A 13,298-nucleotide genomic window follows, 5' to 3' on the forward strand; every position below is an offset into this window, starting at 1 on the left:
TTTACTACTTTTAAAATCAAGTTATTCTACTAAATTGTTTATGTCACGTCCAATTTATTTTGATTGCCACGCTACTACCCCAGTAGATCAAAGAGTTTTAGATGCAATGTTGCCCTACTTTACCCAATGTTTTGGTAATCCTAGTAGCATTACTCATGTTTATGGTTGGGAAGCAGAAGCAGCAGTCAAATTAGCTCGTACAGCGATCGCTGAAGCAATCAATGGCACTCCTGAAGAAATTGTTTTTACTAGTGGTGCGACTGAGGCTAATAATTTAGCAATTAAAGGTGTAGCAGAAGCGTATTTTAATCAAGGCAAACACATTATTACCGTTCAAACAGAACATCGAGCGGTACTTGATCCTTGTAAATATTTGGAAAATCTTGGTTTTGAAGTCACTTACCTGCCTGTGCAACCAGACGGATTAATTGATCTACAACAATTGCAACAAGCAATTCGTCCCGATACTATTTTAGTTTCGGTAATGGCAGCTAATAATGAAATTGGAGTCTTACAACCTTTAGCTGAGATTGGCGAAATTTGTCACGCTCATCAAGTTTTATTTCATAGCGATGCAGCACAAGCGATCGCAAAAATTCCTCTTGATGTTCAACAGATGAAAATCGATCTGATGTCGTTAACCGCTCACAAAGTATATGGACCAAAAGGTATCGGCGCATTATATCTACGTCGTCGTCATCCTAGAGTCAAGATCGCTGCCCAAATTCAGGGAGGAGGACAAGAGCGCGGTATTCGTTCGGGTACTCTTGTAACACCCCAAATTGTTGGCTTTGCTAAAGCAGTGGAGTTAGGAATAGCTGAAATGGCATCAGAATCACAACGTCAGTTTCAACTGCGAGAACAACTTTGGTCTATTTTAAAAAAAATTGATAAAATTTATTTAAATGGACATCCTCTGCAACGTTTACCAGGAAATCTCAACGTTAGTTTTGAAGAAGTAGATGGTTCAGCTTTACTCTTAGCTTTGCAGCAAACGGTTGCTTTATCTTCTGGTTCAGCTTGTTCTGCTATTAATACTACTCCTTCTCATGTTTTAATGGCTCTAGGACATTCAGAGCAATTAGCTTATGCTTCTCTGAGGTTTGGGATTGGTAGATTTAATACCTTAGAAGAGATCGAACAAGTAGGCAAGCTTGTCATTTCCACTTGTCAGTCTCTGCGTCGTAGTAAACAATATTTTTAAACAATTCTTGTTGAATTACATACTTATGATTTTTTTGATCTAAAAACAATAAATTCCTTGTCAAAAGTTGATCTTTGAGGTTATATTCAGGTTAAAATTTGATTTATTAGAAGCACTATAATTTAGGTAGTGTACAATTCTTAATGCTAGAGCAATTTGCTTGCAAAAGCGATCGCGCTTAATTTAGCTCAGATTTATCAAGTCTAACACCCATAATTGAATCATAGCTCCAGCTATTTCTCAATTTACTTACGACCCTCAGGCTCTTGCGCCAAATGGTTTTTCTAGAAGAGAAGAACCCGCTTCTTCCACAGGCGAGCAACTCGCTAGTGAAAATATAATCGCATAACGAGGTAGTCAGGGCAAACGTAAGCACTTAGTTAAAAAGTGCAATCTGGCTTATTTTCAAACATAGATGAAGTTTAGTTTTTTATTGCATAAATTCTTTACATTAAGCAATGTTGCTGGACACAGCGTTTAGGTGTCTCAACCTGCTAAAAAAATTTTGAGGAAAATTAATGCCAAAACAAATTATTATTGCGGAACAGCATCATATCGCCGCCGTTTTTTGGGAAGATCAAATTCAGGAATTGATTGTTGCCACAGGCAATCAACAGGTGAGCGATATTTATCTTGGTGCAGTTGAAAACGTTATTCCTGGTATAGATGCTGCCTTTGTTAATATAGGCGATGCAGAACGCAACGGTTTTATCCATGTTACAGATTTAGGACCTCTACGTTTAAAAAAAACGGCCGGAGCAATTACTGAACTATTAACTCCACAACAAACAGTTTTAGTTCAGGTAATGAAAGAACCAACTGGTAACAAAGGACCAAGACTCACTGGTAATATCACCTTGCCTGGACGATATTTAGTCTTAATGCCTTACGGTAAAGGAGTCAAACTTTCACGAAGAATTCGAGATGACAATGAACGTAACCGTTTACGCGCTTTAGCCATTCTCATTAAACCTGCTGGCATGGGTTTACTTGTGAGAACCGAAGCTGAAGGTAAGGCTGAAGAAGCAATTATGGAAGATTTAGAATTTCTCCAAAAACAGTGGGAATCAATTCAATATCAAGCCTCTTCTACCAGACCTCCAGCGCTGCTTAATCGAGATGATGATTTTATTCAGCGTGTTTTGCGAGATATGTACTCCGCTGATGTTAATAGCATTGTGGTTGATTCACCAGCAGGAGTTAAACGAGTCAAACAACATTTAACCAATTGGGCTGGTGGTCGTTCTCCTCAAGGAGTTTTTATCGATCATCATCGAGAACGTCAACCAATCCTAGAGTATTATCGAGTCAATGCAGCAGTTCGTGAAGCACTTAAACCTAGAGTAGAATTACCATCAGGTGGTTATATTATCATTGAACCCACCGAAGCCTTAACGGTAATTGATGTAAACTCTGGCTCTTTTACTCGTTCTGCTACTGCTCGTGAAACTGTTTTATGGACTAACAGTGAAGCTGCAACCGAAATTGCTCGTCAATTGCGTCTACGTAATATTGGTGGTGTGATCATTGTCGATTTTATCGATATGGACTCACGACGAGATCAACTAAAACTGTTAGAACATTTTAATAAAGCTCTCAAAGCAGATAAAGCTAGACCCCAAATTGCCCAACTCTCGGAACTTGGTTTAGTAGAATTAACTCGTAAACGCCAAGGAAAAAATATTTATGAATTATTTGGTCAAACTTGTCCTACTTGTGGTGGTTTAGGACATTTAGTTCATTTACCAGGAAAATCTGAAGGAGAGTCTTTAGAAACTCCACCGGTTACACCACCAGCAGCGATTCCCAGTCTGCCTTATACTCAAGAAAATAACATTTCCGATTATTCGCTCGATTTAGGTTACGATCCTAGTCCTTCCCCTCCAGAATTACTCAATCATCCCAACTATCAAGAGCAAGGAAATAATAATCGTCGTCGTCGTCGTCGCCGTCTTAATGATATTTTGCTCAAAGACGAGCAAACTGAATTAAATCCTGTCGTTATAACTCGCGATTTTGAGGGAGATACTCCTAATTATGTACCTGAAGAACGTAAATCTAGGGTGCAATCAAATCGTCCTTCTCGGCGAGATGAAACTAATTTAGAAAAAGTTTCTGTAGAAATGAGTGATTTAGAACAAGAAGTTTATGCTTTGATGGGCATATCTCCTTTAGTTCGTTTAGAACGAGAGTTTAAAGATCCTAAATCAGTTTTAGTTTTGATTCAAAATCCTACTGATGGCAATCAAGCAACGGCAACAATTGAAACAGATTCTGGGATAGAGTCTGTTACTGATGTTGATGAACCAGTAGTGAGCGAGGAAACTGAAACGATAACTCCTCCTGAATTAAAAATAGAAGTGACAACAGAAGCAGAAGTAGAAGCAGACACGGAAGCAGAAGACAATAATAATGCACGCCGTCGTCGCCGTCGTCGTTCATCGGCACAAACAGAGTTATCAGTTTAAATAAAATTAGTTAGTTACAGTGAACTGTAATCAATTTTTGGATAATTCTTTTTTACCCAAGCTAATCGAGGAAAATGCTTTGATAGCTGGAGTAGATGAGGTAGGGCGAGGTGCTTTATTTGGCTCTGTCGTTGCAGCAGTAATCGTCCTACCAGCTTCATCTTTATTTAAATTGAGTGACATTGGAGTTAAAGACAGTAAGCAACTATCAGCAAAAAAAAGACAACAATTAAGTCAATTAATTCGAGCGATCGCTACTGATTGGCAAATTGCTAGTGCTAGCGTTGCAGAAATAGATCGACTTAATGTTTTCCACGCTTCTCTACTAGCGATGAAACGAGCAGTAATTGAATTAAAAGTAACGCCAGTTCTTTGTCTAGTAGACGGAAAATTTCCAATTCCCGAACTACCTATAGAACAAAAAACTCTTGTCCAAGGCGATCGCAATTCGGTTCTTATTGCTGCTGCTAGTATTCTGGCTAAGGTATGGCGAGATGAATTAATTGTTAATTTAGCTTCTGATTACCCAGAGTATGACCTGATTAATAATAAAGGTTATCCTACCAGCAAGCATCGTTTGGCTCTTAAACAGTATGGACTTTCTCCGCTTCATCGGACTTCTTTTCGTCCTTGTCAATTGGAAAACAAAGTTTAAGTTAAACCAAAATCTGTTGAAATTTTGTTACCAAGAGTCACTTCTTCTTGTTGAACTTCTTGAGTAACCCATTGATGATAATCTTTCAACAGTTGAGTCACCAATTTTTGTTTAATTCTGACTAAAACACTTTTCAATAATTGATGACCAGCCATTTCTAATAACGGCTTAGGAGTTAACATTAAAGGTGGTGGTAGTTCTACTTTGACTTCTAAATCAGCTTGACCTTTTAAACAGGTTTTATTTTGATTTATTTCTGGATATAAAATTCCTTTTAATTGCAGCGAAAAACGTCGATTAATATATTCAATACCTTTAATTTCACAAGCTTGAGATTTTAAATAAACGTTACCTTGAGTATCCGACCAAACCTTAAGAATAACAATAGGTTGAAAATGATAAATCTCCATAAAATTAAGGGAACGCATTTTTAATTCATACAAATTTTCCGCTAACTGTTTCATTAACTGAGGATTAGCGATCGCCTTAACTAATCGTTGTGGCTGACGTAAATAATGTTGAACGGGAACTTCTTGTTCTTCTATAAGTATTTCTACTGTTTCAGAAGCCTTAAAACAAACTTGCATATCTAAATAAAACTTAAGTATCGTATTTTTATTAATTTTAAGTTACATTTCTTCAAAAAAAACTTTTCCAGAGAAACTTTACATTTCTCGTCTTTAGAGACATTGTTGTTGTAAAACAAATAAAAAACTGCTCATTGAAACTTATGAAGCTTTCTCTTGCTTATTTAGGCCCTACGGGAACTAACTCCGAAACGGTAGCTTTAGCTTATGCTAATTGGTTAAGTCAAAATGATCAGCCTGAAGTTGTTTTATCTCCCTACCCAACCATTGCTTTAGCAGCAAAAGCTGTAGCAAATCAAGAAGTAGATTTAGCCGTTGTTCCTGTCGAAAATTCGATTGAAGGCAGTGTAGCGATTACTTTAGATACTCTTTGGCAATTAGAACAGTTAAAAATTATTCAAAGTTTAGTTTTACCAATTTCTCATGCTCTTCTATCTTGTAGCTTATCTTGGCAAGAGATTAAAACTGTTTATTCTCATCCTCAAGCTCTTGGTCAATGTCAACAATGGTTAGAGCAGTTTCTTCCTTCGGTGAAGCTTATTCCCACCAACTCAACTACTGAAGCTTTGCAATACCTTAGAGACGATCTTACCGCAGCAGCGATCGCTTCTCCTCGAGCAGCTAAACTTTATAATATTCCCATTCTTGCCGACCATATTAATGATTATCCTGATAACTGTACTCGTTTTTGGGTTTTAAGTCTAAATCCTACTACTAAAGGCAGCTATCTTTCCCTAGCATTTAGTTTGCCAGAAAATGCTCCTGGAGCATTAGTCAAACCGCTGCAAATTTTTGCTCGCCAAGGAATTAACCTAAGTAAAATTGAGTCTCGTCCTACTAAACGTTCTTTAGGTGAATATATCTTTTTTATTGATATTGAAAGAAATATTTGTAATGCTTCACTTCAAACTGTTTTATCAGAGTTGTCTGAATATACTGAAGTTTTAAAAATATTTGGTAACTACGATCTTCTTACTGTGCAATTGTAATTAAAGTTTTGGTTATTTATTTAAAACATCTTTAAGAGCCGTACGCGCAGCTAAATGATTGCGAGTCGAAGTAAGAATTTCTGCTTCTCGTTCTAGACGAACAGCAGTATCTTGCATTTCTAGTAGCGCTTGTTGTTCTGATGCTACTCCATAAAGATTACTAGCTACCCAATAAGACAATTCCACAGGCAAATCAGGTAAATCTTCTGGAAGCTCAATTTTTTGATCAGTCAACTTAGCTGATAAATGAACCACATCTTGCAGTAACTGAGCGACTTCTTGAGCTAATGGAGTCAAATTTTTGGTCGGTGGCTGATCCTCAATCCATTCTACTAAACCTACTCGATAAGGCTTTTCTCGGACATATTCTAAAACTCGAAATCTTTGTTGTCCCAAAGTCAATATTTTCATGCGATCATCGGGTAAACGCTGAAAATGTACTATCTCAGCACAACAACCAACTGAAGAGATTTCCCCTGTGGCAGGATCGATCATCAAAACTCCAAAACGACGATCATATTCCAAAATTGTATTCATCATAATCCTGTACCGAAATTCAAAAATATGTAACGGTAAAGGACGACCTGGAAATAAAACAACTTCAGGAAGTGGAAATAGGGGAAGTTCTCTAACAGCAGTAGAAGAAGAAAATGATGCCATATTTGACTGCTTGCTTGCGAAATTCTTACTTTTTTACTTTAACGAATTTTATCCAAATAAGATAGACAAAAACCCCTTATATTTCTGCTTAAGGGGTTCATACAATTGATTAGCTAAAGTATTTTAAAGTTTGACTTCAATATCTACTCCAGCAGGTAAATCTAATTTCATTAAAGCATCAATAGTTTTAGATGAAGGCTGATAAATATCAATAATTCGGCGATGAGTACGAGTTTCAAAATGTTCACGAGAATCTTTATCTACGTGAGGAGAACGCAAAACACAGTAAATTTTTCTTTTAGTTGGTAAAGGAATTGGTCCAATAGCTGTAGCGTTAGTTCTATTGGCCGTATCAACAATCTTTTCACAAGATGTGTCAAGTAAACGTCGGTCAAAAGCTTTTAAACGAATGCGAATTTTTTGCTGTTGAATAGTTGCCATAATCTTTAATTGTCAAGGTTCGGAAATTTGAGCTTTACGCAATAAATAAAAGATTTTTTTAGCGTTTGAGAATGAAAATAATCAGAATGTTTTTCTTTTTTCAAAACACTAAAAGAAGCAGATAAGTGCGAAGCCATAGCTTACCACCTATCTGCCCTGCTTCATTTGGTTGTCCTACTTAAGAATTTTAGAAACAACTCCAGCACCGATGGTGCGACCACCTTCTCGGATAGCGAAGCGCATTCCTTGTTCGATCGCAATTGGATTGATTAATTCTACAGTCATTTTAATGCGATCGCCAGGCATAACCATTTCTACTGCACTACCATCGTCAGCAGTGTAGTCTTTAATTGTGCCAGTTACATCAGTAGTACGAACGTAGAACTGAGGACGATAGTTTTTAAAGAAAGGAGTATGACGACCACCTTCTTCTTTGGTTAAAACGTAAACTTCGCCTTCAAATTGAGTATGAGGAGTGATTGAACCTGGTTTAGCTAATACCATTCCCCGCTCAATCTCTTCTTTTTTGATCCCACGAAGTAATACTCCGACATTATCTCCAGCCAAACCTTCATCTAAAGTTTTCTGGAACATTTCTACTCCAGTTACGGTAGTGCTGCGAGTGTTTTCAATACCGACGATTTCGATAGTTTCTCCAACTTTTACTTTACCGCGTTCAATCCGACCAGTAGCAACCGTACCACGACCAGAGATTGAGAACACATCTTCTACGGCCATCAAGAAAGGCTTATCAATTTCTCGCTCAGGAGTAGGAATATAAGAGTCTACGTTCTCCATAAGTGCATAGATCTTATCTACCCATTCATTCTCGCCTTGTTTGATGTTAGGATTTTCGGTTAAAGCTTCTAAAGCAAGTAATGCAGAACCAGAAACAATAGGAATATCGTCACCAGGGAAATCGTATTCACTTAAAAGCTCACGAATCTCTAGTTCTACCAATTCAAGTAGTTCTTCATCATCTACTTGGTCTTGTTTATTCATAAACACCACCAAGCTAGGAACCCCTACCTGTTTCGCTAACAAAATATGCTCGCGAGTTTGAGGCATTGGACCGTCGGCAGCAGATACAACTAGAATTGCTCCATCCATTTGTGCTGCACCAGTGATCATATTTTTCACGTAGTCAGCGTGTCCAGGACAATCTACGTGAGCATAGTGACGATTATCGGTTTCATACTCTACGTGAGCGGTATTAATTGTAATACCACGCTCTCTTTCTTCAGGTGCTGCGTCAATCTCATCGTACTTTCTGGCTTTTGCTTTACCAGAAGCAGCTAAAGTTAGAGTAATTGCTGCGGTTAAAGTAGTTTTACCGTGGTCAACGTGACCAATAGTACCGATATTGGCGTGGTCTTTTGTCCTTTCAAACTTTGCGCGTGCCATGAATTTATTCCTTTTCTAATTATGCGTTCCCTTTGTTTTTGTCAATAATTGCCTCTGCTACATTACGAGGCACTTCTTCGTAGTTACTGAACTCCATAGAGAAGATACCACGTCCTTGCGTTTTAGAACGAATATCTGTGGCATAACCAAACATTTCTGCTAATGGTACTTTAGCAGATACTTTTGATTGACCATCATCAGAGTTCATGCCTTCAATGTTGCCACGACGAGAGTTCAAATCTCCCATGACATCCCCAAGAAAATCTTCAGGAACTTCCACCTCAACTTTCATCACAGGCTCTAGCAATACGGGAGATGCTTTCATTACAGCTTCTCTAACTGCCATAGAACCAGCTAGCTTAAATGCCATTTCGTTGGAGTCTACATCATGGTAAGAACCATCAACCAGAGTTACCTTAACATCAATCAAAGGATAACCTGACAAAATTCCTGATTCACAGGACTCTTTAACTCCCTGTTCTACGGCTGGAATATACTCTTTAGGAATAGCCCCACCAACAATTTTAGAGACAAACTCAAAACCACTTGCAGGTTGTCCAGGCTCAATTTCGATCACAGCATGACCGTATTGACCTTTACCACCACTTTGCTTAATCCATTTGCCTTCCGCTCTGCTGTTTTTCCGAATAGTTTCACGGTAAGCAACCTGAGGTTTACCCACAGTAGCTTCTACGTTAAACTCTCGTAGCATTCGGTCAACCAGAATTTCTAGGTGCAACTCACCCATTCCAGCGATAACAGTTTGATTGGTTTCTGCATCGGTATTAACCCGAAAAGTTGGGTCTTCATCTGATAGAGCTTGTAAGGCTTTAGATAGTTTTTCCATATCGCCTTTTGTTTTAGGCTCTACTGCCACTGAAATAACTGGTTCGGGAATGTACAGTGACTCTAAAATGATTGGTTTATCTTCATCACAAAGAGTATCCCCAGTTGTCGCTAGTTTCAAACCAACAGCAGCACCTAAATCTCCTGCTCTTAGCTCGTCTACTTCAATCCGTTCATTGGATTTTAAAACAACTAAGCGAGCAATGCGCTCTTTTTTATCCTTAGTTGCATTGTAGACATAGCTACCTTTGGTAAGAACACCTGAGTAAACTCTGATAAAAGTTAGACGACCATATTTATCTGAGGTAATTTTAAAAGCAAGAGCAGAAAATGGCTCATTATCATCAGATTTTCTGACTGCTTCTGTACCATCAGGTAAAGTTCCTTTAATTGCAGGTACTTCTGTAGGAGCGGGTAAATAATCTACCACTGCATCTAATAAAAGCTGAACGCCCTTATTTTTAAAAGCAGAGCCACAAAGCATTGGCATGATTGACCCATCAATCGTTCCTTTACGTAAAGCAGTTCTGATTTCTTCTTCAGAAAACTCTTCTTCCATCATGAATTTTTCCAGAAGTGCTTCATCAGTTTCTGCAACTGCTTCAATCATCTTGGCGCGATATTCATTTGCCAATTCTTGTAGTTCTTCAGGAATTTCAACATCTTCAATCTGTTCGCCGAGATCATCTTTGTAAATTTTGGCACGCATTCTTACCAAATCAATAATTCCTTGGAATTCGTTTTCGCTACCAATCGGAATTTGAATCGGAACAGCGTTTGCTCTGAGACGATCTTTAATCTGTTCGTAAACTTTAAAAAAGTTTGCGCCAGTACGATCCATTTTGTTGACAAAAGCAATTCGAGGTACTTGATATCGGTCTGCTTGTCTCCAAACGGTTTCAGATTGGGGTTGTACCCCACCTACAGAACAAAATACAGCGATAACACCATCTAAGACCCGCATTGAACGTTCTACTTCAATGGTAAAGTCAACGTGTCCTGGTGTATCAATGATATTAATTTTACAATCTTTCCAACTGGTACTAATCGCAGCAGCAGTAATGGTGATTCCCCTTTCCTGCTCTTGCTGCATATGATCCATAGTTGCCGTACCTTCATGGACTTCACCCAACTTGTGAGCAATACCAGTGTAAAACAGGATACGTTCGGTAGTTGTTGTTTTGCCCGCGTCTATATGAGCCGCGATGCCTATATTTCGTACCCTTTCTAGTGGGATACTACGTGCCACAGATACCTCCTTAAATCTTGCCAGGCAAGTTATTAAATGTTTGTTATTTTTTTACACTATTTACAATTCTATACTTTTAGTAGCATAAGCTCCCAGCGACAGTGGAGGGAAATCCGTCGCGGTTTTTTTTGCCACTTTGTAGTATCATTATGTAAAACTTTTTAATACCGATAATGAGCAAAAGCTTTATTTGCTTCTGCCATACGATGAGTTTCTTCTCTTTTTTTGATTGCGCCTCCAGTTTCGTTGGCAGCATCCATAATTTCATTCGCTAATTTACTTGCCATAGTGCGACCTCCTCTCGCACGAGCAAAATGTACTAGCCAACGTAAAGCTAGAGTTGTTCCTCTTGAAGATTTTACTTCCATAGGAACTTGATAGGTTGCACCACCGACTCGACGCGCTTTAACTTCAACTAGAGGTGTAATATTTTTAATCGCTTGTTCAAATACTTCCAAAGGGTCATTACCAGTTCTTGAACCTATAGTTGTGAGGGCATCATAAACTATACGAGTAGCAAGTGACTGTTTGCCAGAACTCATTACACGTCTAACAGTCATATTCACCAGACGACTGTTGTAAACTGGATCTGGAGGAACTGGGCGTTTTCTTTTAATTGAACGACGAGACATAGTTTTTATTTACAATCAATATTTAAGGAACTATATATTTAGTAATTTTTGATACTATACAATTTGCCCTAGATTATTGGATACTTTATAGCAAAATATCCTTAAAATTGTCTCAGCTTGAAAGCTTGCCAGGACTAATTTAAGTCCCTAAACATCAAGACAAATTATTAAACATCACAAAACGCACGTTTAATCAATATAGCAATTCACTAAAAAGGGCATCCCTTCCTTGTTTAATTAGAGGATGCCTTGAGTCGCCCTAATTTTGATGAGATTAAGGACAAACTCAAGTTGTTTTAGGGCGTTTAGTGCCGTATTTGGATCGACCCTGCCTTCTATCTTTAACACCAGTAGCATCTAAAGTTCCACGAACTATATGATATCTTACTCCTGGCAAATCTTTAACTCTTCCACCACGAATAAGAACTACAGAGTGTTCTTGCAAATTATGTCCAATTCCTGGAATATAAGCTGTAACTTCAAATCCAGAGGTCAGTCGAACCCGAGCAACCTTTCTTAAAGCTGAGTTAGGTTTTTTGGGAGTTGTGGTATATACTCTTGTGCAAACTCCACGACGCTGAGGACATTCTTTGAGAGCGGGGGATTTAGTCTTTTTCTGAATTTTGGCGCGTTCGCTACGGATTAGTTGCTGGATGGTGGGCATGAGTCATGTATTAAGAACAAATTGCTGGTCTTCGAAATTACAATAGTCGACAAATCCTAATAATATACAAATAAGGTTGATGGTGTCAACCAATTATAAAATATAATAGCAAGTAAGAGCAAAACTAAACCTAGCTGAATTACTTAATTGTTTCATCTCTCTTACAAGTAAAAGATAGACCGCAACCACAGCTACTGATTGCATTGGGATTTTGGAAACGAAAACCACCGCCCATTAAATCTTCAGAGTAGTCTAATTGTAGACCTTCAACATAGCAAAAAGTTTCTTGATTGACAATGATTTTAATTCCATTAGATTCGTAAAGATGATCTGTTTGACTTGTTTGCTCTAAATTGTGTTGGTTATTTGGTTCTAGGTTCAAAACATAGAATAAACCAGAACAGCCACCCGATTTGATAGTTAATCTCAGTTGACTATCTGGTTGTTGACGACTTAGTTGTATTCTTTTAATTTCTTTTGCTGCAGTTTGACTAATAGAAATCATCACAAAACTAACTGCTACTTAAATTGATTTAATTTTATAGTCAATGCTACAGCAAAACTACTTCCAACACAAAAATATATTGAAAACTAAATTATTTAAACAACAAATTCACCTATTTTCAATTATTGACGAGAGTAATCGTCCTGGAAACGAACAATATCATCTTCTCCAAGATATTCTCCGTTTTGAACTTCTATTAAAACTAATTTAATTACTCCTGGATTTTCCAGACGATGAGCAGTACATTGAGGCACGTAAGTTGATTGATTGCTACTGAGGATCATTTCAGTATCGCCACAAATTACTTTAGCTGTACCAGAAACAACAATCCAGTGTTCACTACGATGATGATGCATCTGTAAACTAAGACGATGACCTGGATTTACTTCAATTCTTTTTATTTTATATCCTTTTCCTTCTTCTAAAGTTGTAAAAGAACCCCAAGGACGAATTTCTGTTGCAGCAATTCCTGATTGAACAAAAGATTCGGGTAAATCTAGAAGAGGTTTTTCTTGGATAGCTTTGGTAGACTGAGGCATTTTTTTACAAAGTTTGTAGGTCAAAAAAATTGAATTGAATTTGGTTGGCTCTAAGATAATTTATTTATATGAATGATATCTAGAACCTATGCAAAAGATAACAGATAATTTTTAGAAACGAGAAGAGCTACAATTCTAAATTGAAGCAGCTATATTAAATCTTCATGATATTTCCTCAAATTATTTACCAAGTTTACAATTTTGATATAATTTGATTTAGTAATTTTGTTTAAGTGTATTTACTTAGTTAAAATAATAACAACAAATAATTACTTGTCTGTAGATTTTGATGCAGACTTAAATTTAAATTACGGTTTTTAGCTTAGACTAAGTTATCAATTTCCAGAACGTGACGATCAAGTGGAGCGGAATTAATCCAAAAACAATATCTAGTGATAAATACTTAAAATATTCTAGTCAATAATAGACAGAATAGAAATTTTTTGGTACTAAAG

Annotated in this window: 13 protein-coding genes; 4 read left to right on the forward strand and 9 right to left on the reverse strand. The window is 37.4% G+C overall.

All coding sequences use genetic code 11. The features are described from left to right. Positions 1-40: 40 nt before the first annotated feature. The 3 genes from STA7437_RS11165 to STA7437_RS11175 all read left to right on the forward strand — a co-directional run bounded on the left by STA7437_RS11165 (position 41) and on the right by STA7437_RS11175 (position 4,327). Entirely contained in the window at positions 41-1,204 is a 1,164-nt protein-coding gene (locus STA7437_RS11165; protein WP_015193489.1) for a cysteine desulfurase family protein, read from the forward strand. Positions 1,205-1,722: 518 nt separating this feature from the next. Continuing rightward, a complete protein-coding gene (locus tag STA7437_RS11170) occupies positions 1,723-3,672 on the forward strand; it encodes an Rne/Rng family ribonuclease (RefSeq protein WP_015193490.1) in 1,950 nt (649 codons plus the stop codon). A gap of 19 nt (positions 3,673-3,691) precedes the next feature. After that, positions 3,692-4,327 carry a ribonuclease HII gene (locus STA7437_RS11175; RefSeq protein WP_015193491.1) on the forward strand — a complete coding sequence of 212 codons (636 nt, stop codon included), beginning with the start codon at positions 3,692-3,694 and terminating at the stop codon, positions 4,325-4,327. Here the strand turns inward: STA7437_RS11175 and STA7437_RS11180 are convergent. Beyond that, positions 4,324-4,914 carry a DUF1997 domain-containing protein gene (locus tag STA7437_RS11180; protein WP_015193492.1) on the reverse strand — a complete coding sequence of 197 codons (591 nt, stop codon included), beginning with the start codon at positions 4,912-4,914 and terminating at the stop codon, positions 4,324-4,326. The two genes, STA7437_RS11175 and STA7437_RS11180, sit on opposite strands and share 4 nt — an antisense overlap. A gap of 143 nt (positions 4,915-5,057) precedes the next feature. Between STA7437_RS11180 and pheA the strand changes: the two genes are divergently transcribed. Then, on the forward strand, positions 5,058-5,903 hold the full coding sequence (pheA, locus tag STA7437_RS11185) for a prephenate dehydratase (protein ID WP_015193493.1): 846 nt from the start codon (positions 5,058-5,060) through the stop codon (positions 5,901-5,903). Between the two features lie 12 nt (positions 5,904-5,915). Here pheA and STA7437_RS11190 read toward each other — a convergent pair whose 3' ends face one another. The 8 genes from STA7437_RS11190 to STA7437_RS11225 all read right to left on the reverse strand — a co-directional run bounded on the left by STA7437_RS11190 (position 5,916) and on the right by STA7437_RS11225 (position 12,843). Beyond that, positions 5,916-6,563: an LON peptidase substrate-binding domain-containing protein gene (locus tag STA7437_RS11190; protein ID WP_015193494.1), complete on the reverse strand. Its 648-nt coding sequence runs from the start codon at positions 6,561-6,563 to the stop codon at positions 5,916-5,918. Positions 6,564-6,686: 123 nt separating this feature from the next. Beyond that, positions 6,687-7,004 carry a 30S ribosomal protein S10 gene (gene rpsJ / locus STA7437_RS11195; protein WP_015193495.1) on the reverse strand — a complete coding sequence of 106 codons (318 nt, stop codon included), beginning with the start codon at positions 7,002-7,004 and terminating at the stop codon, positions 6,687-6,689. 174 nt (positions 7,005-7,178) lie between these two features. Continuing rightward, entirely contained in the window at positions 7,179-8,408 is a 1,230-nt protein-coding gene (gene tuf, locus STA7437_RS11200) for an elongation factor Tu (RefSeq protein WP_015193496.1), read from the reverse strand. Positions 8,409-8,427: 19 nt separating this feature from the next. Beyond that, the gene (gene fusA / locus STA7437_RS11205; protein ID WP_015193497.1) at positions 8,428-10,503 is read right to left on the reverse strand and encodes an elongation factor G; all 2,076 of its coding nucleotides are present in this window, start codon (positions 10,501-10,503) and stop codon (positions 8,428-8,430) included. 161 nt (positions 10,504-10,664) lie between these two features. After that, positions 10,665-11,135, reverse strand: coding sequence for a 30S ribosomal protein S7 (gene rpsG, locus STA7437_RS11210; RefSeq protein ID WP_015193498.1), 471 nt, complete (start codon positions 11,133-11,135; stop codon positions 10,665-10,667). Positions 11,136-11,421: 286 nt separating this feature from the next. Then, the gene (gene rpsL / locus STA7437_RS11215) at positions 11,422-11,799 is read right to left on the reverse strand and encodes a 30S ribosomal protein S12 (RefSeq protein ID WP_015193499.1); all 378 of its coding nucleotides are present in this window, start codon (positions 11,797-11,799) and stop codon (positions 11,422-11,424) included. 139 nt (positions 11,800-11,938) lie between these two features. Beyond that, complete coding sequence (locus STA7437_RS11220; RefSeq protein ID WP_015193500.1) at positions 11,939-12,304, reverse strand: HesB/IscA family protein; 366 nt, start codon at positions 12,302-12,304, stop codon at positions 11,939-11,941. Positions 12,305-12,426: 122 nt separating this feature from the next. After that, entirely contained in the window at positions 12,427-12,843 is a 417-nt protein-coding gene (locus STA7437_RS11225) for a phosphomannose isomerase type II C-terminal cupin domain (protein WP_015193501.1), read from the reverse strand. Positions 12,844-13,298: the final 455 nt, after the last annotated feature.

This window comes from Stanieria cyanosphaera PCC 7437 (assembly GCF_000317575.1).
GTDB classification, from domain to species: domain Bacteria; phylum Cyanobacteriota; class Cyanobacteriia; order Cyanobacteriales; family Xenococcaceae; genus Stanieria; species Stanieria cyanosphaera.